This is a genomic window from Rheinheimera gaetbuli (assembly GCF_054781935.1).
This window is the reverse complement of sequence record NZ_BAAGTL010000001.1, coordinates 91,562-115,375: the sequence shown is the minus strand read 5'-3', so window position 1 is coordinate 115,375 and position 23,814 is coordinate 91,562. Positions and strand designations below refer to the sequence as shown.

The following is a 23,814-nucleotide window of genomic DNA, read 5'->3' as shown; positions in this document are numbered from 1 at the left end:
CAAGAAGCGCCGCTAGTTTGCGGCGTTTTGTTTTACAGTTTGCCGCGCAATTAACCGCTTACCAAGCCAGACTAACAAAATCAGGCTGGGGATTACCATTAACGAGGTAATTAAAAAGAACAATGGCCAGTCACCACCAAGGTAGTCGGCCAGTTCACCACTGAACGATGCCAAAGTAGTGCGGCCTAGATTACCCAATGATGCCAGCAAAGCGTACTGGGTTGCTGAAAATGCTTTGCCGGTCATAAAGGTAAGAAAGGAGACAAAAGCGATAGTTGAGAACGCTGTTGTAAAATTATCAACAAGTATAGTGGCAATAAAAAGTTCAGGCTTGGGACCTGCGATCGCTATCCAGGCAAACATCAGATTGCTGCCAGCCATCGCCACGCCGCCAATAAACAGCCCTCTGATAATCCCAAAGCGAATATTAATGGCACTGCCAATCAAGGTAAAAGCTATCGTGGCCATCCAGCCGACCAGCTTGGAGTATTCTGCTATTTGCTCATTGCTATAGCCAATCTCTCGATAGAATTGAATGGACATCCGACCGAGAAAAGCTTCACCCAGTTTAAACAGGAAAACAAAACTGAGGATTGCCAACGCCAATTGCCAGCCGTTGCGTCGGAAAAACTCGGCGAAGGGTTCGACTACGGTTACGCTTAGCCAGATCAAATAAGGATTATGTCCTGCATTGCCCATTTGTTGCCGATAATGCTGCTCTGCAGCTTGCTGTAGGGCATCGCGTTGGTTGTCGGGCTCTTTGACCAATAAGGTAAACAACATCAGTAACACAATCAGGGCTGCCATCCCTAAATAAACTGCAGGCCAGCCATACTGGTCGGCATTGCTGAATGCTAAGTAACCTGGCAATGAATAACCCGTGGTCCAGCCAATAACGGCAATAGCTGCGGCTGGTGCAAGCCTGATTTTATCATCTGCAATGATATCAATACGGTAGGCGTCTATGGCAATATCTTGAGTGGCTGAAGCTGTAGCAATCGTCATGGCCAATAAGGATGTAAATATCAGGCTTTGGCTTGGATTGGTAAAGGCAATACAGACAGTTGCCAGCAGTATTAGCAGCTGCATTGCGAAGATCCAACTGCGGCGTTGTCCCAGCAGGGCGTGCAATATGGGTAGTTTTACCCTGTCAAGCAGCGGGGCCCACAGAAAGTTTAATGCATAGATAATCGCTACTGAACCGAAATAGCCGATAGCAGCCCGGGTTAAGCCGGCATCTTTGAGCCAGCCGCTCATATTTGATCCAATCAATACCCAGGGAAAGCCAGAGGCGCAGCCCAACATAAAAATCCACATCAGGCGTCTGTCTGCATAACTTGTGATGGCTTCGCGCCAGCTTTGTGCTGCGCCTTGTTGTTTCCCCAGCATAAAAGCGCCTCAGGTGACTTTGGGCAAGACCATAACAAACCGGCAGCTCTGCGCAAAGAGCTAAGTAGGGAAATAGGGTAGATTTTTTGGTTTAGGGGCGCACACCAACGCAATTGGTAGGGGCAATACCGCGGCCTTTTAAAAAACAGATACAATCCTGAATATTACGCCGCAATTTTTTATTCTCTCGCAGCGCTTGATCCGGCCAGTACTCCAGCTGATGGATCAGGTGCCAGAACACCCGCTCTTTATGGTTATAAGGCAATTGCAGTTTAGCCGTCAGTTGAGCCCATTCTTCCAGTGTATCCCAAACAAATAAATGCAGCTCACTGTGAGGAAGCCGACCACGAAAATAGCGCGATATATAAAATATCAGTTGCTGCGATTTCTGCTCTATAAAGCCGTCGGACATAATGGGTTTAACCACATATGTGGGTAATAAATATTTAACCAAGTATAGACGGTTTCAGGGGGCTGGCAGCACTAATACGGTTTTAATCACAACCTTTTCTGTTGGTACGTTCGGCCAGCCTAACTCAACCGAGGTATCAGTTTGAATCGCGCGGATTTTTTCGATAACGTCCTGGCCGGAGGTTATGTAGCCGAATACGGCATAACCCCAGTTACGGCCGGGGTTTAAATGGCTATTGTCATTTAGATTAAAGTAAAACTGGCTGGTTGCGCTATGTGGGTTGTTCAACCTTGCCATAGCGATAGTACCCAACTGATTCTTCAGTCCATTACCAGACTCATTAAAAATAGGCTTCAGCTCTTCTATTGCTTTATAGTTGATGTCGTAACCGCCACCTTGCAGCACAAACTCACTTTCCAGACGGTGAAACAAGGTGTTGTCATACAATTTCTTTTTCACATAAGTCAGAAAGTTGTTCACTGAAATGGGGGCTTTGGCACGATCTAATTCCACTTCAATATCGCCATGGGATGTGATTAGCCGTACCTTAGGGTACAAATTATCCGGCTGAATAAACTGACCAGCCAGTGCCATACCACTAAACAACACTGCAGTAATAAATAGCAAAATGCGCATACTATCCTCTGACTACTTGCTGCCAGCTGGCATCTTGCAGCAGCTGCGCCAGTACTTGTTCGGTAAGCACCCGCAATTCGCGTTCTACAGCGGCAATGTCCATTTTAAAAGGCGCGGTGAAACTGCTGTCGCCAGAGTAAGTTTTACTAAAAGTGCCTTGCGGATGCTGGATGTAAACCGTTAGCGCTACCTGATTTGTGACAGCATGCTCTAAAGTACGTTGGTCAACTATCGCCTGCAATTGATTAATTTTTATCGTCAGGCTGTTGCTGCTGTTGGGATTTAACGTTGCTCCCTGTTCAATCAGGGCTTTAGATAACGTTTGTTCGAGCTGCGATCTGACATCATTGGCTGTGGCAATATGTTGCACTTTACCGCCTTGTTGCAGGCGAAGGGTGTAAGCCTGGCCGCGAACATCGGTGACATTAAAAGCAAAACGACTTTGCTGCAGCTGATTTAATTGTGGCCAAAATACCTGAGGTGACAATATAAAGCCTGGGATCTGGCTGGCACAACCTGTTAGCAGTAACAACAAAATGCAAAAATAGCGCATGGTTAACTCCTTTTGATAACCTCTAAAATAACAAACTTAGGATCTGCAGCCAACTGATGACAATTACCAAACAAGCGTTTTAGTAATTCAGTATATTCCAGATGTCTGTTCGCGACGATCCGCAGCCGCCCGCCTTGTTTCAGTACTCGTTTTGCTTCGATAAACATCTGGCTGGCGATGTGGCTGGTAACAGCGTGCTGTTGATGAAAGGGGGGGTTACACACGATAATATCCGCACTACGGTCGCTTTGTTGGCTTAAGCAGTCATCAACGATAAATCGGCATTGCCCCAGCAGGAGTGGCAGGTTTTCGGCAATGCTAAGACGGGCAGAATCAACGGCCATATAGGATTCATCACAAAACAGTAGTGAAATCTGCGGCTGTTGCGCCAGTAAGGTTAATCCCAGCACGCCGTTACCACAGCCCAAGTCAATAACGATTTGGCCAGCTTCGGGAGCAGGCAAATGCTTCAAAAAAAAACGGGCGCCTTGATCCAACTTTTCTCTGGAAAATACATTGGCATGATTAAACAGCGTAAAAGAGCTTTGCTCTAAAGGCCAATGCAGCGGAAACTGCTCTTGTTCTGTCTGCGTTAGCGCCGGGTCATACTGGCATTGGATTAGCCGGCATTTTTTTACCGTTAATGACGCAGATGCCGGGCCAAGCGTGTGATTAAATCTCGCCAGCACATTGCGGTTAATGTCTTTTGCTTTGGCGCAGGCCAGGATTACGCTATCTGCGCTGACTACCTTCGCCAGTTGCTGCAGGATATATTGCAGATAACTATGATTATTAGGCAATTTTAGTAAGACGATATCGGCGTTGTGCGGGTAAGCGTCCAGACTGGATTTTTGCTGCAAATTGCTACTGTTGAGGTTATTCTGCTGCCGGTTATGCCGGCTACCCAGTTCAGCCAGCACAGAATCGTTGATCTGTATTTGCGCAAACTCAGATAGTGCACAGGATAGCGCGCCAAAGCTGTCATTAATCAGCAACAGCAGCGGTGGGCGCTGATGCTGTACTTTAAACTGCTCAGCCGCTACTAACGTATGTTGGATCAATAGCTCGTCGGCGGCATCCCAAGCTTGCAAGCTGCTGTTGGGCTGCTGCAGAGGCCAGCGTTGCAGTTGCAAACTGCCATTGGCGTAAATAAAAGTGGTATTCATAGAAACACGGCTAATAGAATAAGGTGAGCATTTTGACACGGCAAATGCGTAGCGACAACCTGCAATGCCAGGTGCAGCAATTTAGCTTGCCGGGCGCTGATATCAGGCTGTGGCCTGAATGGCTAACAACACAACAAGCCAATGCGCTGTTGTTACAGTTACAGCATCAGTTACCGTGGGCACAAGACAGTATTGTTATGTTTGGCAAGGCGGTGAAAATTCCACGCACACAGGTGTGGATGGGGGATGCGCATTGCCATTATCGCTATTCCGGCACCACTTTTGTGCCACAGCCCTGGCATCCTGCTGTAAAAGCGTTGGCACAAAAGCTAAGTATGTTTTTTGGCCAGCCATTTAACTGCGTGCTGCTTAATTTATATGCAGACGGGCAGCAGCATATGGGCTGGCATGCAGACAACGAGAGAGAACTGGGGCATGATCCAGTTATTGCATCAATTAGCCTGGGCGCAACGCGCCGCTTTGAACTTAAACACAAATCTGCCCCCTGGCAACTGGCAATGGCGTTAACGTCAGGCAGTTTGTTGCTGATGGCCGGAGGCTGCCAGCAACATTGGCTGCATCGACTACCAAAACAGAGCAGTATTACCACCAGCCGGCTTAATTTGACGTTTCGTTATATTAATAGCACGGCTTAGACAAAATTATTTTTTGTAAGGCAGCCAGCCCGTTAGTCCTGGTTATTTTTCTTGACAACAAAACGGGCTGGCAAGTTTAAGCCAGGCATCTAGAGTTAGTAACAGGAATAAAAGAGGATTAGGACTATGTTGATTCATACCGCTATTGAACAGAAGTTACTTAGTGCATTTGATCCTGTGTTCCTTGATGTGGTGAACGAAAGCCACTTGCATAACGTGCCGCAAGGTTCAGAATCACATTTTAAAGTAGTAATAGTGACGCCGGCTTTTGACGGTCAGCGCCTGTTACAGCGTCATCGTGCAGTAAATGCCGTAGTGGCTGAGGAGTTGGCAGAAAAAATTCATGCGTTAGCACTGCACACTTATACACCGTCAGAGTGGTATGAATACTATGCCGAAAAACCACCGGCTTCGCCGCGTTGCTATGGTGGCAGTAAGCTGGAAAAACCAGAAAAAGCGTCCTTGTGACGCTTTTTTTTATCCAGCTATCGCTGGAGAGACACTGATTTTTATTGAATAACGGCTGATCAGACCTGTTTTCTGCGGTAAAGTTTTACACTAACGCCAATTTTGTCGAGACAACAGCAGGAGCTGTCATGGTTATTCAACCTAAAATTCGTGGTTTCATCTGTACTAATGCTCATCCTGTCGGCTGCGCCGAACACGTAAAAGAACAAATTGATTACGTAAAAAAACTTGGACCAGTAGTTAACGGACCAAAAAATGTATTGGTTATTGGTGCTTCTACCGGCTATGGCTTAGCATCGCGTATCACAGCGGCTTTTGGTTCAGGCGCCAATACTTTGGGGATTTTTTTTGAAAAAGAACCCAGTGATAGCAAAACAGCTTCTGCGGGTTGGTATAACACCGCCGCTTTTGAGCAAGCAGCAATTGCAGAAGGTTTGTGGAACAAACACCTCAATGGCGATGCATTTACCGACGAATTAAAGGCGCAAACCATTGATATTATTCGCAGTGAAATGGGCAAGATTGACTTAGTTGTCTATAGCCTGGCTGCGCCACGGCGCAAAGATCCGGTTACCGGTGAAGTGTTTAGTTCAGTATTAAAACCGATTGGTCAGTCCTACACCGCCAGAACGTTAAACACCAGTAAACGTGAAATAGAAGAGGTGTCTGTAGAACCTGCCAATGACGATGAGATTTACCAGACAGTAAAAGTGATGGGCGGGGAAGATTGGGAGCGCTGGTTAGATCAGTTGGACGCTGCAGGTGTACTGGCTGAAAACTGCCAGACTGTGGCGTATACCTACATTGGTAAAGAGCTTACCTGGCCTATTTATGGTAAAGCGACTATCGGTAAAGCTAAAGAAGATTTGGATCGCGCTGCAGCTGCTATAACCCGTAAGCTCGACAGTAAGCACGGTAAAGCCTATGTTGCGTCGTTAAAAGCACTGGTAACCCAGGCCAGCTCAGCTATTCCTATTATGCCTTTATACATCTCGTTGCTTTATCGTGTAATGAAGCAAGAAGGCTCGCATGAGGGGTGTATTGAACAAATTAATGGCTTGTTTCGTCTGGGGTTGTACAGTGATACGCCCATCCTGGACGACGCTGGCCGGCTGCGGATGGATGGTAAAGAGCTCAGTGCACATATTCAGCAAGCGGTAAAAGATTTATGGAGCCAGGTAACCACTGATACTATAGATACGCTGACAGATTATAAAGGCTATCATAATGAATTTTTGAGATTATTTGGTTTTGGTTACAACCATGTTGATTATGACGCTGATGTTTCGCCGGCAGTACCACTGCAGAATTTGCAACGCTAGCTGTAAAGGCCGCCGTAAGGCGGCTTTTGTTTATGTAAAAATGAACTAAAGTTGACTAGAAGTTATTGGATTCATGCAGTAATGCCGCACAGTTTTTAATGTCGTCTGATGATTGTTTTTTAGCAGACAGATTGGTGGAAAATTTCTGTAATAGCATGGATAGACGGCAGTATTAGTGCTAGAATCCGCGACTTTAATACGTGTATCTGGTTAAACAATAAACAGGTTAACCCCTGAGAATCGATGCCAGATGCGCTGCGCGGTGAGCAGCTGAAAAACTAGGCCCTGTTTCTTCCCAAAATAGTAGTGCAAGTACGTATGATAAAACTCAAAAAAGGCTTGGACATTCCCCTTGCGGGCAGTCCTAAACAAGAGATCAGTACGGGCAATACCATCAACACTGTCGCTGTATTAGGCGAAGAGTTCAATGGTATGCGTCCGACCATGTCAGTCGAAGTTGGCGATACAGTTAAAAAAGGTCAGGTGCTTTTCGAGGACAAGAAAAACCCGGGCGTCAAATTTACTGCTCCGCTTGCTGGTACTGTAAAAGAAATCAACCGCGGCGCAAAACGGGTTTTACAATCTGTTGTGATTGCGGCATCAGGTAATGATGCTGTGCAGTTTGCCAAGTATACTGCCGATGAGTTGGCGGGTATCAGTCGCGAGCAGGTTGTGCAGAACCTGGTTGATTCAGGCTTGTGGGTAGCATTTCGCACCCGACCGTTCAGCCAGACGCCGGCAATTGATAGTGTACCACGGGCTATTTTTGTCAATGCGATGGATACCAATCCATTAGCAGCTGACCCTGCGGTAGTGCTGGCAGCAGAAGGCGAGGCCTTTACGCAAGGTTTAACTGTACTGACTAAGTTGACCGACGGTAAATTGTATTTGAGCAAAAAAGCCAATGCAAATATCCCAACTATAAGCACTGCTGAAGTTGCTGAGTTTGACGGTCCACATCCGGCAGGTCTTGTCGGTACTCATATTCATCTGCTGGACCCGGTAAGCGCTAAAAAAGTGGTTTGGCATATTGGTTACCAGGATGTTGTTGCCATTGGCAAGCTGTTTACCAGCGGCGAACTGCATAGCGAACGTGTCATAGCCTTAGCAGGTCCGGCAGTTAATCAGCCTCGTTTAATCAAAGCCGTAGTGGGCGCCTCTGTAAGCGAATTAACAGCAGGTGAACTGGCTGACGGCAAAAACCGTATTATTTCAGGTTCGGTTTTATCAGGTTCAACGGCGCATGGCGTGCACGGTTATGTTGGACGTTACCATACTCAGGTATCAGTGTTAGCTGAAGGTTACGACAAAGAGTTTTTAGGTTGGATAGCGCCCGGCGCAACTAAATTTTCTGTAACACGGGCATATTTGTCGCATCTGAGTCCAAAACGTCTCTTCAATATGACCACCACTACTAACGGTTCATCGCGCGCTATGGTGCCAATTGGTAACTACGAACGTGTTATGCCGCTGGATATACTGCCGACGCTTTTGCTGCGTGACATTATTTCAGGCGACACCGACAGTGCAATTACACTGGGTGCGCTGGAGCTGGATGAAGAAGATTTGGCGCTGTGTACCTTTGTTTGTCCTGGCAAGTACGACTATGGCACCATTTTGCGTAACTGCCTGACGACCATTCAGAAGGAAGGCTAATCATGAGTTTAAAGCATTTTTTAGAGCGCATTGAGCCGTCATTCGAGAAAGGCGGTAAATATGAAAAGTGGTATGCGCTATATGAAGCCGTTGCCACCGTATTATATACGCCAGGTCTTGTTACTAAAAACAGGACGCATGTGCGTGACAGTATCGATTTAAAGCGGATCATGATCTTTGTCTGGTTAGCCTTATTTCCAGCATTGTTCTTTGGTATGTACAACATTGGCCATCAAGCAGTTATAGCACTGCAGGCAGGTTTCGGTACCCCGGATACCTGGCAGGTAGCTATTTATCAGTTGCTTGGTGGTGAGCTGACCGTGGACTCCGGTTGGGGCAGTAAAATGTGGTACGGCGCGGTTTGGTTTTTGCCAATCTATGCTGTTACCTTCGTTGTTGGCGGCTTCTGGGAAGTGCTATTTGCTTCAGTGCGCAAGCACGAAGTTAATGAAGGCTTCTTCGTTAGCTCTATCCTGTTTGCCTTAATTCTGCCTGCGACTATTCCGCTGTGGCAAGTTGCACTGGGTATTACCTTTGGCGTAGTAATTGCCAAAGAAGTCTTTGGTGGTACTGGCCGCAACTTCTTAAACCCTGCACTGGCTGGCCGGGCGTTTCTTTTCTTTGCTTACCCGGCACAAATTTCCGGTGACGCAGTCTGGACAGTTGCTGATGGTTATTCAGGCGCAACCTGGCTTAGCAAAGCAGCATCTGGTGACTTAGATTATTCAGCTAATATGCAGTTGTGGTGGGACGCCTTCTATGGCTTTGTTCCTGGCTCAGTTGGCGAAACCTCAGTATTGGCATTGTTAGTCGGTGGTTTGGCTCTAATATACTTCCGCATTGCGTCCTGGCGTATTGTCGGCGGTGTAATGGTGGGCATGATCCTGACAGCGTATCTGTTTAACGCTGTCGGCTCTGAGTCTAACGCCATGTTTGCCATGCCGTGGCACTGGCATCTTGTGCTGGGTGGTTTTGCCATTGGGATGTTTTTTATGGCAACGGATCCGGTATCTGCTTCGTTTACCAATCAGGGCAAATGGGCATACGGTATTTTAATTGGCTTTATGGTGGTGATGATCCGTGTAGCTAACCCGGCATATCCGGAAGGTATGATGTTAGCCATATTGTTCGCCAACTTATTTGCGCCATTGTTCGATTTCTTCGTGGCTCAGGCCAATATTAAGCGGAGGCTGGCACGTAATGTCTAGTAATAACGATAGCATCAGTAAAACACTGATTGTAGTCATCTCTTTATGTTTGGTTTGTGCAGTTATTGTGTCGACGGCGGCCGTACAGTTACGTCCACAACAGACCGCTAATAAGCTACTCGACTCGCAGAAAAACGTACTGGCGGTTACCGGTTTACTAAGCGGTGGTAATGTCTCTGAGCTTTATGCTAAGTACATTGAAGAGCGTTTTGTTGATCTGGAGAGTGGTGAGTTTGTGGCAAAACCAGCCAACTATGACTATCGCAAGTTTATGAAAGATCCTCAACAAAGCAAACGCTTAACTGGTGAAGAAGACTTAGCGTCGATTAAAACCCGTGCCAATATTGCACCGGTTTACCTGGCGTATGAGAATGGTGTGGCGTCAGGCGAGTTATCGGCTATCGTGTTGCCTGTTCATGGCTATGGCTTGTGGTCAACTATGCATGCGTTTTTGGCTTTAGGTCCGGACGGCACGACCATCAAAGGCCTTAACTATTACGAGCAAGGTGAAACTGCTGGTTTAGGTGGCGAAGTGCAGAACCCTCAATGGGTTAAGCAATTTGAAGGCAAAAAGCTATTAGACAGTTCAGGCGCACCTGCAATCAAAGTACGTAAACCTGGCAATGCCGACCCTAATTCAACGTATGAAGTCGATGGCTTGTCAGGTGCAACTTTGACAGCAAATGGCGTACAAAATACCTTTGATTTCTGGGCTGGTGCTAAGGGTTTCGCACCGTTCCTGGCTAAAGTTCGAGATGGAGCATTAAACAATGGCTAATGCAAAAGAAATTAAAACCGTATTGTTTGGGCCAGTTTTTGCCAATAACCCTATTGCACTTCAGGTTCTGGGTATCTGTTCAGCGTTAGCTGTGACAACCAAGATGGATAAAGCACTGGTAATGTGTATTGCACTTACTTTGGTTACTGCTTTCTCTAACTTTTTTATCTCGCTAATTCGCAACCATATTCCTTCAAGTGTGCGGATTATTGTTCAGATGACAATAATTGCCTCTTTGGTTATTGTTGTTGATCAGCTGTTGAAAGCCTTTGCCTACGACGTAGCAAAAGAGCTGTCGGTATTTGTCGGTTTGATTATCACCAACTGTATCGTAATGGGCCGCGCTGAAGCTTTTGCAATGAAGAGCAAGCCTGGTATTAGTTTTCTTGACGGTATCGGGAACGGTTTAGGGTACAGCGTAGTACTGATGACGGTAGCCTTTATTCGTGAGCTGGGTGGTTCAGGTACTGTATTTGGTTTTGAGATCATGCCGCTGGTGAAAGATGGTGGTTGGTATCAACCTATGGGCTTACTGCTGATGCCGCCAAGTGCGTTTATCATCATTGCCGGCCTGATCTGGCTACTGCGCACCTTCCGCACTGAACAAGTCGAGAAGGCATAAGGAGCGATAGATGGAACATTATTTAAGCTTGTTTATCCGCGCAGTGTTTATTGAAAACCTGGCGCTGTCATTTTTCCTCGGTATGTGTACCTTTATTGCCGTATCGAAGAAAATCACCACCTCTTTTGGTTTAGGTGTCGCCGTTATTGTTGTGCTGGGTATCTCGGTACCTGTTAACAATCTGGTGTATCAAAACCTGTTGGCTCCTGGTGCATTAACGTGGGCTGGCTTCCCTGAAGCTGACTTAAGCTTTTTGGGCTTTTTAACCTATATTGGTGTTATTGCGGCTCTGGTACAAATCCTGGAAATGACGTTGGATAAGTTTTTCCCGGCGCTGTATAACGCTTTAGGTATCTTCCTGCCTTTGATCACTGTTAACTGTGCAATCTTTGGTGCTGTAGCCTTTATGGTTGAGCGTGACTATAACTTTGGTGAAAGCGTTGTGTTTGGCCTCGGTAGCGGTATTGGCTGGATGTTGGCTATTACTCTATTAGCGGGGATTCGTGAGAAGTTAAAGTACGCAGATATTCCGCACGGCTTACGTGGTCTGGGCGTTACCTTCTTGGTAGTGGGTTTGATGGGCTTTGGCTTTATGTCATTCTCTGGTGTATCACTGTAAGGGGCAAGGGAACACAAGATGGAAAATATAGATATTATTCTTGGCGTTGCGATGTTTACCCTAGTGGTACTGGCATTGGTTATCATTATTTTGGTAGCAAAATCCAAGCTGGTAGCCTCAGGCGATATCACTATTAGTATTAATGGTGATCCAAGCAAAGCAATTAAGACTAAAGCTGGCGGTAAACTGTTGGGCGCCCTTGCAGACAACGGTATTTTCTTATCGTCTGCTTGTGGTGGTGGTGGTTCTTGTGGCCAATGTCGTGTGCATGTTAAAGCTGGTGGCGGTGAGATACTGCCAACCGAGCTTGGCCATATAACCAAAGGTGAAGCGCGTGAAGGATGCCGTTTGTCTTGCCAGGTTAACGTAAAATCTGACATGGACATTGAAGTTGAAGAAGAAATCTTCGGCATCAAAAAGTGGGACTGTAGTGTTATTTCTAACGATAACAAAGCAACCTTTATTAAGGAGCTGAAGCTACAGATCCCGGACGGCGAGTCAGTGCCGTTTCGTGCCGGTGGTTATATTCAGATTGAGGCGCCTGCACACCATGTGAAATACAAGGATTTTGATATCCCTGAACAGTACCGTGGTGACTGGGAACGCTTTAAGTTTTTTAGTCTGGAGTCAAAAGTAGACGAGGAAACGATCCGCGCATACTCAATGGCGAACTATCCGGAAGAAGAAGGCATTATTATGCTGAACGTCCGTATTGCTACGCCGCCACCAAATAACCTGAGCCTGCCATGCGGTAAGATGTCATCTTTTATCTGGAGCCTGAAAGAAGGCGACAAAGTGACCATCTCTGGCCCGTTTGGTGAGTTCTTTGCCAAGGACACTGAAGCCGAAATGGTATTTATCGGTGGTGGTGCCGGTATGGCGCCGATGCGGTCGCATATTTTTGATCAGCTGCGTCGCTTGAAATCGAAGCGTAAAATCACTTTCTGGTATGGTGCCCGATCTAAACGCGAAATGTTCTATGTTGAAGATTTCGATATGCTGGCAGCAGAGAATGATAACTTCCAGTGGCATGTGGCGTTATCTGATCCGCAGCCAGAAGATAACTGGGCAGGTTACACAGGTTTTATTCATAACGTTATTTATGAAAATTACCTGAAAAACCACAAAGCACCGGAAGACTGTGAGTTTTATATGTGCGGTCCACCGATGATGAATAAAGCGGTAATCAATATGCTGAAAGATTTAGGCGTAGAAGATGACAATATCCTGCTAGACGACTTCGGCGGCTAGCACATTCGGTAACATCAACAGGGGCGTCCGTAAGGTTGCCCCTTTTGCTATCTGGACCATGTATGCATTGCATTTCATTTGTTAAAACCTGGCTGGCCGTTGTTTCGCTGGCAGTTATAGTATCTTGTAGCCCGACGCATAATGCTGAACAGCAAATCCAGCTCAACGGTAGTACTATGGGCACCTATTATGTTGTTAAGTTTTACAGCAAAACGCCTGTTGACCAAACTGTGTTGCAGCAGGCTATCGATAAGGAACTGGAATTGGTAAATGACCTGATGTCGACTTACCGGCCTGATTCTGAGTTAATGCGCTTTAACCGCCATGGTGCTTCAGAACCGTTTAGCTTGTCCGCGCAAACACGAGTCGTTATTGCTGAGGCCTTGCGCATGGCAGCGCAAACCAATGGTGTGCTTGATGTTACTGTTGGCCCGTTAACGGAGCTCTGGGGCTTCGGAGCCCGCGGGCGAGTCGAGCATGCGCCGTCAGATGATGATATAACCCGTGCCAGAGCGGTTGTCGGTTATGACAAGCTGACGTTAGAAGGTAATCAGTTAACCAAGTCGGTTGCTGGTTTGGCCGTTGATTTGTCCACTATTGCTAAAGGTTATGGCGTAGATCAGGTCGCAGCCATTCTGGATGACTATAGTATAGAAAACTATCTGGTAGAGATTGGCGGCGAAATGCGGATTAAAGGTGAAAAATCTGCAGCAAAACCATGGAAAATTGCAATTGAAAAGCCGGTAAATGCCGAAAGAGCGGTACAACGTATTTTGCAAACCGGAGATATGGGCATCGCTACCTCTGGTGATTATCGTAATTATTTTGAAGAAGACTCAGTGCGTTATTCGCATCTGCTTGATCCACGTACCGGCAAGCCGATCCAGCACCGCACTTTATCAGTAACGGTGCTACATCCATCCTGTATGACCGCAGATGGTTATGCAACAGCCTTAAATGTGATGACCGCAGATGAAGCTTTAGTCTTTGCAAACCGTTATAATATTGCCGCATTGATAGTGGTAAAGACGGATGACGGCTTTGCTGAGCTGGTATCGGATGCCTTTAAACCCTTTTTAACTGAGTAGTGGAGCCCCTATGACCATATTTTTATTAACCTTTGGTTTGTTTTTGCTGGTGATTGCAGCAATGGCTATAGGCTATTTAGTGCAGCGTAAAACTATAGCCGGTAGCTGTGGTGGCCTGGGTGAAGTGGGTATCGAAAAGGCTTGCGATTGCGATAAACCCTGCGAAAAACGGCAAAAACGGTTAGATAAAGAGAAGTTTTGGCAGGAAAATAAAATTATCTAAGTGGCTAGTGTTACTGGTATAGAAGATTTTGGCTTAACTAAAAGCTGGCTACGGGCCAGCTTTTTACATTATCTGACTCAGATAGTGTTGGCATGGGGTTTATAAGTTATGCTGTGCTATGTTTGGTTACAGGCAAGCTGGAACGGACTACACTCGGTGTCTGCTTATTGACGCTGGTTTTGTTAGCAAAATTTATCTGGGAATGAAACGCATGATAGTTAGATTGGTTGTTGCTGCAACGTTGCTGATGTTGACTGCACCTTTGCAAGCTGAGCGCTTTAAAGATGTACAAATACAAGAAACAAAGCTGGCGGATAATCTTTATATGCTAGCGGGTGCCGGCGGAAATATGGCTGCTGTAGTCGACGCAAATAAAGTGCTACTGGTAGACAGTCAATATGCCGAATTGGCCGATAAGATTAAAGCCAAGTTGCAGCAACTCGGCGGCAGTTCAGGTGTAACTAAGTTGGTGAACACTCACGTTCATGGTGATCATGTCGGCGGTAACAGTGCTATTGGTGCAGGTATTGATATTGTGGCGCATCGCAACGTGCTTAGCCGCTTGCTGCAGGATGATGCCTTTGACCGGCGCGGTTTACCAACGATTACGTTCAGCCAGCAACTGACTCTGCAGCTCAATGATTACAGCGTGCGATTGGACTACATGCCTCCCGGCCATACGGATGGTGATGTTGTGGTGTGGTTTGAACAAGCCAATGTTGTACATTTTGGCGATCTGCTGTTTGAAGGCCGGTTTCCGTTTATTGATATCAGTAGAGGTGGTTCGGTAAAAGGCTATATTGAAAACACCCGCGCCTTAATAGCCATGTTAAACGATCAGACTAAAGTAATACCCGGACATGGGCAATTAACTGACAAAGCAGGTGTGCAGCGTTCATTGGATATGATGATGGCTACACTGGCGATTGTTCAAGGCTACAAAGCCGCTGGCCTGACAGAGCTGCAGGCGGTAGAGCAAGGTTTGGGCAAGCAATGGCAAAGTTGGCATTGGAATTTTATCACCGAGCAGCGCTGGATTAAGACGCTGTACCATGCTGATATAAACTAGTACTTGTCGCTCGGTGTTGTGCTGGTTATGCTGTAGCACTACAAAAACACGCAGGGGTTGTCTCTGTAAGTGCGCAGGACAAGGATGAAGTTACGCGAAACGCTGGTTGCCTATATATTTCCATTACTGGTAGTACCGGTTTTGGCTTTTGGTTATTTGGCGTACCAGTTCAGCAAACAATATTTGCAACATCAGGCGCTGTACCAGGCTGAGCGCGTGTTGGCGCAACAGCAACTGCAACTTAGTAGTTTCTTACAGCAAACACAGATACAACTGGCCATGCTGGGTCAAAACCCTTTGCTTGCCGAATATACCCAGCAACAGACTGATACGTCGTTAATTAAACTAAAGCAGCAATTACGCCAGTTTATGCGTGTTGGCACTAATGTGGTTTCGGTAAAGCTTATTCACCTTACCGGGGATTACGCATTACAGTTGCCAGAGCGGGCGCAGCTCTCCAGTGTGCCAAACCGGTTTCGTAATGAATATTTCTCCTCTTTACAGTCTCAGGTAGAGGACAGCGGTTACTTTTTGGCTGAAGACAACGATACCAACAGGTTGCAGCTTTTTTTTGCACAAAAGTTGTATTCCAGCTCTATTACAGACGCCAGGCGGCTATGGGGGTATTTGGTGTTGGTGGTAAGCCCTGATGAGTTAAGCCGCATAGTTAGTTATCGCCACACGCCTGAAAGTGTCACTTTATTAATAAACAAAGCGGCAACAGTGACCTATGCTGAAAACAAAGCACTGATTGGTAGTGCTTTTGCGCCGACCAATTTTCGTGCAATTCAACAGACAATAGACGCCAGCGAGTTTTCTCCGGTGGTTCTGTTAGGACAGCATCGGCTATTGCTGGGTAAAAGTTTGCCTGGCAATTACCAGTTACTTTTCGGCCTTGATGCAACAGAAGTGTTTAGCCAGCAACGATTAGTGTCTATGGTATTAGCATTATTAACTGTGTTGGTGTGTTTAATGCTGCCTATGCTGGTGTATTGGTTGTTAATCCGTAATATTTTTGCTCCGATAAAGCAACTGACGGCTGCAAAAACGGCAGTGGGCAGAGGAGACTTGTCCACTTTGCTGGAAGTTAAAAAGCAAGACGAATTAGGCGATATGTTCGCTGCATTTAACGTAATGGTGCGTCAGTTAAGGGTATATCGCGAGCGTGAGCGGGCATATAAACAGCAATTAGAAGACAAGGTACTGCGTCGTACGCAAGATTTGGCGCGTGCTAATGATGATTTAGCCGCTGCAAACCAGGAGCTAATACTGGCACGCGAAGCGGCAGAACAGGCCAACCGCTTAAAGAGCGTGTTTCTTGCCAATATGAGCCATGAAATTCGTACGCCACTCACGGCAATTATTGGTTTTTCAGAACAAGCACAATATGAAACCGATACCACCAAGTTGCAAAATTATCTGCAGCGCGTGTTAAAAAGCGGCGATCATTTGCTGGGGCTGATTAACGATATTCTCGACTTATCTAAAATTGAAGCTGAAAAACTCGAACTAAGTTATGAGAGCTTTGATTGGTTAGCATTGCTAGATGATGTGTATCAGCTTACCCGTAATCAGGCCGAAGCCAAAGGGCTACAATGCGTACTTGATTTACACTTCCCGTTGCCAGAGCAACTATTTAATGATCCGCTGCGTTTTCGTCAGGTATTGCTTAACCTGACAAGTAACTCAGTGAAATTTACCAAAAAAGGTAAAATCATTATCGTTGTTGCTTATGACGTCTTATCACAACAGTTGTCGATAAAAGTTAAAGATTCAGGCGTTGGCATGTCTGTGGATGAACTAAGTCGTATATTTCAACCTTTTGTGCAGGCAGATGCCACTGTTACCCGGCATTTCGGTGGTACCGGGCTTGGCTTGGTGATTTCAAAAAAGCTGATGCAACAAATGGGTGGTGATATTCAGGTCGAGAGTGTCAAAGGTATTGGCAGTTGTTTTGAATTGATATTTGACTGCAGTGCCCAGCAGTGTGAAATGGTTACTAGCTATAATCGTTGCAGCGTAGCGGAAGCCGAACCACCAGATATGGTGACAGAAAAGCAGTTAAAGATACTCGTCGCTGAAGACAATCCGGACAATCAGTTGTTGCTACAGCTAATGTTGCAAAAAGCACAAGCTGATAGCACCCTGGTAGATAACGGTAAAAAAGCGGTTGAATGCGCTTTGGCAGAAGATTTTGATCTGATTTTTATGGATATGCAGATGCCGGTGATGGGAGGGGAGGAAGCCACCCGCCTAATCCGCCATGCCGGCATTGAAACGCCGGTTATCGCAGTAACTGCAAATGTAATGTCTGAAGACGCCGAGCGATATAAACGGGCCGGATGTCAGGCATTACTAGCTAAACCGGTTATGCAGGCAGATTTACTGGCTGTCTTAGCAAAGTTTGGTAGCAAAACGGTAACGCGCGCAGAGCAACTGGAACAACAATTAGCGCAAGATCCGCAAATGCAGGCATTAAAAAGGCAATTTAAACAGCAGTTACCTGTACTTTACCAGCAATTACAACAACAGTTCTCGCAGTTGCGCTGGGCTGAGCTTGCTTATGCAGCCCACAGCCTCAAAGGCAGTGCTGGTAGTATGGGATACCCACAGCTTACCGTATTAGCCGGCGAGTTGGAACTAAGTGCGCGAGCGCAGCAGGCTGAGTTATGCGCTGAGCAGCTTTTGCAAATCGGTGGCATTATTAACAGTGCATAGCTCGGGCTAGCCTGTGACGACGATTGAGAGCAGTATAAATGGCTTACTCAAATCAACTTATTGAACCAGGAGACAATAATGTCAGTGCAACATGCTGTTGAACAACTGCTGCAACATAAAATTCAGCATGATCAATTAACGTTGCCTACTTTACCCGAAATCGCGCTTAAAGTGCGACGGCGTAGTGCTGAGCCAGATATAAGTCTGCCTGCAATGGCAGAGGTCATCTCACAAGATCCTGCGTTAGCCGCCCGCATGATAAAAGTAGCAAATAGTGCGTTTATGGGCCGCTCAGTTAAAGTCAGTACACTGAATCAGGCGGTTACCCGGATAGGCTTAAGCCAGATCCGCAATATTGCCATTGCGATGGCTTTGGAACAGGTGTTTGTGTCGAAGCACAAGCAGGTGCAACAGCAGTTGGACAGACTCTGGCAACGTAGTGTGCAGGTATCTGCAATAGCCTCTGCTGCGCTAGCCTATTACAACAGCCACGCTTCGGGTAGCGGCTTAAACAAAGACGTATTGACGCTAATGGCGTTGGTACACAATATTGGCGCCATGCCAGTGCTAACTGAAGCCGAGCGGAATGAGGACTTGCTTGGTGATCCACGTTTTCTGGTTAATCTGGCTAATCAGTTGGCACCACAAATCAGTGCGCGTATTTTGTATGCCTGGGGATTCGCTGAACTGTTTGTGCAGGCGGCACTTAACTGGCGTATTGCCAAACCTGAACAGCCTGGACCTGGCTATACCGACTTTATTCGTTTGGCTGTACTGGCACAAGGCAATTATGCTGATGCAGAGTTGCAGCAACGCTTGCTGGCCTATTATGTAAAATGTGGCTTAATACCGCAAACTGACTTTATGCAACATCCTGATATTCACCAGTCTTATCAGGATGTTCGCGCTATTTTCATCTAAGTGCTATTCTGTATCCTGTTGCTGTTTTATACACAATAGGGCTTTGTTCAGAGCACTGGTCATCAGTAGTAGATCGGCGTCAAGCCTGGCTTGAAGATCGTCCCAGCCCAGTTCGTCATTCTGTGCAGTGAGCAAGTCATGGAATTTTAAGCGTTTTATTGCGCCATCATCGGTAACCTGCAGTGCGACTGCATCTGTTTGCTCAAGGCTGATGCAGGTTACCAGTTTATCCTGTAAATGGCTTTGTACTTCATCAGCCGACAGCAAGTGGTTGCTGAATTTTACTTTGGCTCCTTCTTCATCCGGTGCTTTGAGCTCGGCGTCATTCCCCAACACAAAGCCTACTGGCAGCGCTTTATTCTGCAACCACAATTGCAGATTGGAGTTAAGTTTATGGTTGTCAAGCCAGGGCAGGGCAGGCAGTGAACCGAGCGCTTTGCGTAACAATGCCAATATATCTTCGGCTTTGCTGGCGCTGCTTGTATTGATCACCAGCCATTGGTTTTGCGCGTCGTAGTAACCTTGCGTTAACGACGAGCGGCTAAATGCACGTGGCAGTAAGCTTTGTTGCAATTCTTCTTTTAATGCCTGTTTTTCTTTGCGGCTCAGTGGCCGGCCTTTTTCCAGCTCAAGTTCATCCAGCCTGGGTTGCATCTCTTCGTTGATAACCGCAGCGGGTAGAATCTTTTCTTGGCGCTTTACAGCAAAAAACAGTAATGAATCCAGGGCGTGGCAATATTGCTTGATGCTCTGGTGTAGCGGAAAACTAAAGCCGCTTCGCACCATTTCCTGTGCTGTTAGCGGGCTAAACTTAAATTCAATCAGTGCTTGCTCCCATACAGCCAGATCCTGTGACAACGGGGCGCTAAGACGATATACCCGGGCATTTTTAAACCACATAAACTACTCACTCAACAAAATCAGGCCGGCAGTATAGCGCGGATCAGGCTGATATTTTCAGCTTTTTTGGAAAGCAAATATGGTAGTGCAAACCTTGTCCGGGGTCACTATTAACCGAAATGCTGCCGCCCAATGTTTGGCGCACAAGATTGTAAGTGATGTGCGTGCCAAGGCCGCTGCCTCCCTGATCGCGCTTTGTAGTAAAAAATGGATGAAACAGCTTTTGCAACTGCTCTGGTGCTAAACCTTTGCCATTGTCACTGTATTTAATGTCGACATTGTCACCCTCGTCCAGCACGGTTATACGGATCTGGCCTTCTTCGATATCTTCAAAAGCATGAATTAAAGAGTTCATTAATAAGTTGGTGAAAATTTGCGATATTGCGCCTGCCGGGCAGCTAAGAATGATGTTATCCGGGCAATTCAGCTCTATTTGGTGCTTAGTTTTTTTAAAGTTAGGTTGTAATGAACGGATCACTTCGTTTAAGTATTCGGCCAGATTAATGGTGCGAACGGCTTCGCTGGTTTGATCAACTGCGATTTGTTTAAAACTAGCAATTAACTCTGAGGCACGGCTAAGGTTAGACTGCAATAATTCAGTGCCTTGGGTTGCTTCAGCAATAAAATGCTCCAAAGCTTTGGGCGACAGCGTTTTATCCTGATAAGACTGCGCAAGGGTACTAATTTTTTCTGCCAAAAAGCTGGTTGCCGTTACGCCAATTCCGACCGGTGTATTTACTTCATGTGTAATACCGGCGACCAGGCCTCCCAGAGCAGCCATTTTTTCTGACTGCACCAGCCGGTCTTGCGCTTGTTTTAAATCATCCACAATGCGCTCGAGCTCGCTTTGTTTACCACGAAGAGCGTCTTCAGTATGGCGGCGACGTTCAATTTCTTCACGCAGGCTCTGTTGCTTTACTTCCAGCTCTTGCTTTTGTTGCTGTAAGTCCATCATTGCCTGACTTAAACCTGATGTTTTACGGGCAACTTCCTGTTCCAGCATCAGATTGTGCTGATCAAGTTTTTCGTTTGACAGCATCAATTGCTTCTGTGTGGTTTCCAACTGTGTCTTGTAGTCTTGCACTCTGCCAATTAAACGGTTAAAGGCATCGGCCATAACGCTTAATTCAGAGGTGTCGTCATGTTGAATTTCAACTTTAGTACCTTCAAGTTGGTCAAGTTCAAGATCTTCAATTTGCTGTGTTAATTCTGTTAGAGGTAAAGTGAGCTGCCGTCTGAATGCCATTAAAAACAGGATAATCAAAAAAGTGGTTTTTAAAAATGCGTTGCCAACTAAAAAATAAATACCAATTTTGATCCGTTCAATAACCACTGCCCGGCTGGAGAACAGTGTAACGTCACCAACCTGGGTAGCCCGGCCGGAAAACTCGAAAATAAGCGGGAAAGTGTAGCCGAAAATGCCAGACTGTTGCTCGGTCAGGCGCACGCCTTCACGAACCAGTTGCGTACTAAAGCGTTCCTGAATATTAATATAACGACCCAGTTGGGTAATAACAGCGCCACTGTCATCGCGCACTATTATGCCTTCTATAGCCGGTATGGCCAGCAAGCCGTCGGCAATAACTAACGCTTGCTGGGTGTTGAGTTCCCAGATAGCTCGGGTAAGGCTGCCTGAGAAGGTTTGCTGCAGCGTTTCCAACTCACCGTTGATGTGGTTTTTAGTATTAAAATACTCAGCGACAATTTGTCCCAGCGTTACCACGAACGTCAGAATAAAATACACAGACAATACTTTGGTCAACAATTTGCGGGACAGACTTTTGTGCTGCATGAAGTAACCTTGTATGAGCGGCATTATTGTTGGAACTGTCTGTCTACCATAACCAATAAACGCCAGTTTGCAAATAGTGCTATCTAATCTCTGCTATTTATAGCTCAGTTATTGCTTTATGGTGGCAGCATGTATATATTTTTTAACCAGTTTAAGCCCAAAAACATTACAACAATACAGGCTGCAGTAAATGGCACTAACCGCGTTAATTTGTGACGACTCCCTACTTGCCCGCAATCAGTTAAAAAAATCGCTACCAGCTGATTTTGACGCCAGCATTGTTACCGCAACCAATGGCTTGGAAGCTTTAGCAATTTTGCGCTCTACAGAGATTGGTTTGGTGTTTCTTGACCTTACTATGCCCGAGTTGGATGGTGTTGGTGTATTAGAAGCAATTAAAGCCGAAGCTATGGATTGCCTGGTAATTGTTGTCTCTGCTGATATTCAGCCAGAGATGCAAAAGCGGGTGATGGATTTAGGAGCACTGGCGTTTGTGCGTAAGCCGGCAAGTGCAGAAAAGCTGGCAGACGTTATGCGTAAGTACGGATTGATATGACCACAGTGTATTTTACCGAAGAGCAGCGTGACTGTCTGCAAGAGCTGGTAAATGTTGCTATGGGTCTGGCCAGCGACAAGCTGGCGCGCTATCTGGACACGTTGGTGCATTTGCAGGTCCCTGCTATAGCACTGGTTGAGACAGAGCAGTTGCCACAGCATCTTGCACAACGCTATCCGCAACACAATGCCAGCCTGATAAGCCTGGGTTTTTTTGGTGATCAGGGACTGCGTGGCGAAACTATTATGCTGTATCAGCTGGAAAATGTCGGTGTGATAGCTCAGCTGCTAGGCTACAGTGATGACGACAGTTCAGAGGCAGAAATGCTGACTGATATAAGCTCGGTGCTCACTACGACATTTTTAAATGGTCTGGCTGAGCAATTAGAGAACAGTTTTTCTTATGCTGCACCGCGCATTTTATCCAGTCGCGACCAGCATTTCGTGCAAAAGCTGACAGAAACAGCTAAACAATGGCAATTGGCATTGCAGGTCGATATTCGTTACCAGCTTATTGATTACAGCTTTAATTGCGACATGATGTTGTTAGTACCGGGCGAAGCAGTGTTACAACTTCGGCAGATGCTGAACAAAGTATTGGCAAGTTTCTGATGCAGATTGACAACTTATTGCAACCGCTACTCTCTCAGCTCAACAGCGGCGTTGTGGTGTTGGATGCGGAATATCGTCTGGTGTTTATTAACCAGTTTATTGCTCGCCGTGCCAATTTAGTATTAGCTGATATACAAGGCCAATCATTGTTTGATGTGTTTGTGGATCTGCCGCGGGCCTGGTTGCAGCGCAAGCTTGATAGTGTGCAGGAACTCCAAATACCAGCCTTTAGTAACTGGGAACAGCGGCAGTATATTTTTAAGTTACCGCATTTGCGACCACTTAGCACAGGTAGCCAGTATATGGCACAAAATTGCAGCATCATGCCGCTTAGCGCTGCAGACAAGGGAGCCGGTTATACCTGTATTTTAATTGAAGATGCTACCGATGCTTTTGTCTACCAGCAACAGTTGCATAGCAGTATGCAGCAGTTAGAGCAGGCAAATCGTATCGATGGTCTGACCGGCATTTTTAACCGCCGCTACTGGCAGCAGCAGTTACAATTAGAAGTTCAGCGTGCTGCGCGTTACCAGCACCCATTATCGTTATTGCTGTTTGATTTAGATAAATTTAAACAGCTAAATGACACTTATGGCCATCAGGGTGGAGATGCAGTGCTTACCTCGGTTGCGCAACAAATTTCAGTGTTGCTGCGTGATACTGATATATTTGGTCGTTATGGTGGCGAAGAATTTGGTGTAGTGTTGCCAGATACGTCACTTAGCGGTGCTATGATGGTGGCAAACCGGATTTGTCAGTCGATTGCCAGTCAGACAATTAGCTATAACCAACAACATATTGCGGTAACGTTAAGCATTGGTGTAGCAAGTTTCACTAGCCAAAGCGAAGACGAATTAATCCGGCAGGCGGATATTGCTCTGTATAACGCCAAACATCAGGGACGCAATTGTGTCAGGGCGTATGCAACTGAACAAAATTACCTTAAAAAGGTAAACTAATTTGTGGCAGCATTTAGCCATTGACAGCCGTCTATAAGTCTGTGCATAGTGTGTCGATGAAAATAAAAACAACTGTACTCACCACCATTATTATTACCACCAGCCCTTCGGGGTAGGAGGTCGGCGGAGTATTGTCTGTTAAAAAGACCCGTGACCTCAGATGTCACGGGTTTTTTTTTGGGCCGACCATTTTGGCCCGTTATAAACCAAGAGTTGCGATAGCTGAACAATAACAGTCAAT

Annotated in this window: 24 protein-coding genes; 17 read left to right on the top strand and 7 right to left on the bottom strand. The window is 46.2% G+C overall.

Annotated features, from left to right (window positions below):
• Positions 1-12 precede the first annotated feature (12 nt).
• From ACYVIC_RS00505 to ACYVIC_RS00485, 5 genes are all read right to left on the bottom strand, one after another.
• On the bottom strand, positions 13-1,389 hold the full coding sequence (locus ACYVIC_RS00505) for an AmpG family muropeptide MFS transporter (RefSeq protein WP_460856281.1): 1,377 nt from the start codon (positions 1,387-1,389) through the stop codon (positions 13-15).
• Positions 1,390-1,480: 91 nt separating this feature from the next.
• The gene (locus ACYVIC_RS00500; RefSeq protein ID WP_460856279.1) at positions 1,481-1,801 is read right to left on the bottom strand and encodes a hypothetical protein; all 321 of its coding nucleotides are present in this window, start codon (positions 1,799-1,801) and stop codon (positions 1,481-1,483) included.
• A gap of 54 nt (positions 1,802-1,855) precedes the next feature.
• Positions 1,856-2,437 (bottom strand): peptidylprolyl isomerase, encoded by a 582-nt coding sequence (locus ACYVIC_RS00495; RefSeq protein WP_460856278.1) that lies wholly within the window; start codon positions 2,435-2,437, stop codon positions 1,856-1,858.
• A 1-nt stretch (position 2,438) separates the two neighbouring features.
• A complete protein-coding gene (locus ACYVIC_RS00490) occupies positions 2,439-2,990 on the bottom strand; it encodes a YajG family lipoprotein (RefSeq protein WP_460856276.1) in 552 nt (183 codons plus the stop codon).
• 2 nt (positions 2,991-2,992) lie between these two features.
• Positions 2,993-4,156: a methyltransferase gene (locus ACYVIC_RS00485; RefSeq protein ID WP_460856274.1), complete on the bottom strand. Its 1,164-nt coding sequence runs from the start codon at positions 4,154-4,156 to the stop codon at positions 2,993-2,995.
• Between the two features lie 23 nt (positions 4,157-4,179).
• Between ACYVIC_RS00485 and ACYVIC_RS00480 the strand changes: the two genes are divergently transcribed.
• From ACYVIC_RS00480 to ACYVIC_RS00415, 14 genes are all read left to right on the top strand, one after another.
• Positions 4,180-4,812, top strand: coding sequence for an alpha-ketoglutarate-dependent dioxygenase AlkB family protein (locus tag ACYVIC_RS00480; protein WP_460856272.1), 633 nt, complete (start codon positions 4,180-4,182; stop codon positions 4,810-4,812).
• Between the two features lie 126 nt (positions 4,813-4,938).
• Positions 4,939-5,280: a BolA family protein gene (locus tag ACYVIC_RS00475; RefSeq protein ID WP_460856270.1), complete on the top strand. Its 342-nt coding sequence runs from the start codon at positions 4,939-4,941 to the stop codon at positions 5,278-5,280.
• A 128-nt stretch (positions 5,281-5,408) separates the two neighbouring features.
• Complete coding sequence (gene fabV / locus ACYVIC_RS00470) at positions 5,409-6,602, top strand: enoyl-ACP reductase FabV (RefSeq protein WP_460856268.1); 1,194 nt, start codon at positions 5,409-5,411, stop codon at positions 6,600-6,602.
• Between the two features lie 318 nt (positions 6,603-6,920).
• Positions 6,921-8,258 (top strand): Na(+)-translocating NADH-quinone reductase subunit A, encoded by a 1,338-nt coding sequence (locus ACYVIC_RS00465; RefSeq protein WP_460856266.1) that lies wholly within the window; start codon positions 6,921-6,923, stop codon positions 8,256-8,258.
• A 2-nt stretch (positions 8,259-8,260) separates the two neighbouring features.
• Positions 8,261-9,466: an NADH:ubiquinone reductase (Na(+)-transporting) subunit B gene (locus ACYVIC_RS00460; protein WP_460856264.1), complete on the top strand. Its 1,206-nt coding sequence runs from the start codon at positions 8,261-8,263 to the stop codon at positions 9,464-9,466.
• Entirely contained in the window at positions 9,459-10,244 is a 786-nt protein-coding gene (locus ACYVIC_RS00455) for a Na(+)-translocating NADH-quinone reductase subunit C (protein ID WP_460856263.1), read from the top strand. Before ACYVIC_RS00460 ends, ACYVIC_RS00455 begins: the two co-directional genes overlap by 8 nt.
• A complete protein-coding gene (locus ACYVIC_RS00450) occupies positions 10,237-10,866 on the top strand; it encodes an NADH:ubiquinone reductase (Na(+)-transporting) subunit D (protein WP_460856261.1) in 630 nt (209 codons plus the stop codon). Before ACYVIC_RS00455 ends, ACYVIC_RS00450 begins: the two co-directional genes overlap by 8 nt.
• A gap of 10 nt (positions 10,867-10,876) precedes the next feature.
• A complete protein-coding gene (gene nqrE / locus ACYVIC_RS00445; RefSeq protein WP_460856259.1) occupies positions 10,877-11,485 on the top strand; it encodes an NADH:ubiquinone reductase (Na(+)-transporting) subunit E in 609 nt (202 codons plus the stop codon).
• A gap of 18 nt (positions 11,486-11,503) precedes the next feature.
• Positions 11,504-12,736, top strand: a complete 1,233-nt coding sequence (gene nqrF / locus ACYVIC_RS00440) for an NADH:ubiquinone reductase (Na(+)-transporting) subunit F (RefSeq protein WP_460856257.1) — start codon at positions 11,504-11,506, stop codon at positions 12,734-12,736.
• A 62-nt stretch (positions 12,737-12,798) separates the two neighbouring features.
• Complete coding sequence (locus ACYVIC_RS00435) at positions 12,799-13,824, top strand: FAD:protein FMN transferase (protein WP_460856255.1); 1,026 nt, start codon at positions 12,799-12,801, stop codon at positions 13,822-13,824.
• A gap of 10 nt (positions 13,825-13,834) precedes the next feature.
• Positions 13,835-14,047 carry a (Na+)-NQR maturation NqrM gene (nqrM, locus tag ACYVIC_RS00430; RefSeq protein WP_460856253.1) on the top strand — a complete coding sequence of 71 codons (213 nt, stop codon included), beginning with the start codon at positions 13,835-13,837 and terminating at the stop codon, positions 14,045-14,047.
• Between the two features lie 211 nt (positions 14,048-14,258).
• A complete protein-coding gene (locus tag ACYVIC_RS00425; protein WP_460856252.1) occupies positions 14,259-15,116 on the top strand; it encodes an MBL fold metallo-hydrolase in 858 nt (285 codons plus the stop codon).
• Between the two features lie 84 nt (positions 15,117-15,200).
• Entirely contained in the window at positions 15,201-17,834 is a 2,634-nt protein-coding gene (locus ACYVIC_RS00420) for an ATP-binding protein (RefSeq protein ID WP_460856250.1), read from the top strand.
• Between the two features lie 78 nt (positions 17,835-17,912).
• Positions 17,913-18,755, top strand: a complete 843-nt coding sequence (locus ACYVIC_RS00415) for an HDOD domain-containing protein (protein WP_460856249.1) — start codon at positions 17,913-17,915, stop codon at positions 18,753-18,755.
• Between the two features lie 3 nt (positions 18,756-18,758).
• On the opposite strand, the gene ACYVIC_RS00410 is transcribed toward ACYVIC_RS00415, so the two are convergent.
• Both ACYVIC_RS00410 and ACYVIC_RS00405 read right to left on the bottom strand, forming a co-directional pair.
• A complete protein-coding gene (locus ACYVIC_RS00410) occupies positions 18,759-19,655 on the bottom strand; it encodes a recombination-associated protein RdgC (RefSeq protein ID WP_460856247.1) in 897 nt (298 codons plus the stop codon).
• Between the two features lie 43 nt (positions 19,656-19,698).
• Positions 19,699-21,447, bottom strand: coding sequence for a sensor histidine kinase (locus ACYVIC_RS00405; RefSeq protein ID WP_460856245.1), 1,749 nt, complete (start codon positions 21,445-21,447; stop codon positions 19,699-19,701).
• Positions 21,448-21,637: 190 nt separating this feature from the next.
• On the opposite strand from ACYVIC_RS00405, the gene ACYVIC_RS00400 reads away from it, so the two are divergent.
• Genes ACYVIC_RS00400 through ACYVIC_RS00390 form a run of 3 tightly spaced genes read left to right on the top strand, consistent with a single transcriptional unit; the run spans position 21,638 to position 23,573 of the window.
• Entirely contained in the window at positions 21,638-22,003 is a 366-nt protein-coding gene (locus ACYVIC_RS00400; RefSeq protein ID WP_460856243.1) for a response regulator, read from the top strand.
• Positions 22,000-22,614 carry a chemotaxis protein gene (locus tag ACYVIC_RS00395; protein WP_460856241.1) on the top strand — a complete coding sequence of 205 codons (615 nt, stop codon included), beginning with the start codon at positions 22,000-22,002 and terminating at the stop codon, positions 22,612-22,614. The genes ACYVIC_RS00400 and ACYVIC_RS00395 overlap by 4 nt, the downstream gene beginning before the upstream one ends.
• Entirely contained in the window at positions 22,614-23,573 is a 960-nt protein-coding gene (locus ACYVIC_RS00390) for a GGDEF domain-containing protein (protein WP_460856239.1), read from the top strand. Before ACYVIC_RS00395 ends, ACYVIC_RS00390 begins: the two co-directional genes overlap by 1 nt.
• The last annotated feature ends 241 nt before the right edge of the window (positions 23,574-23,814 follow it).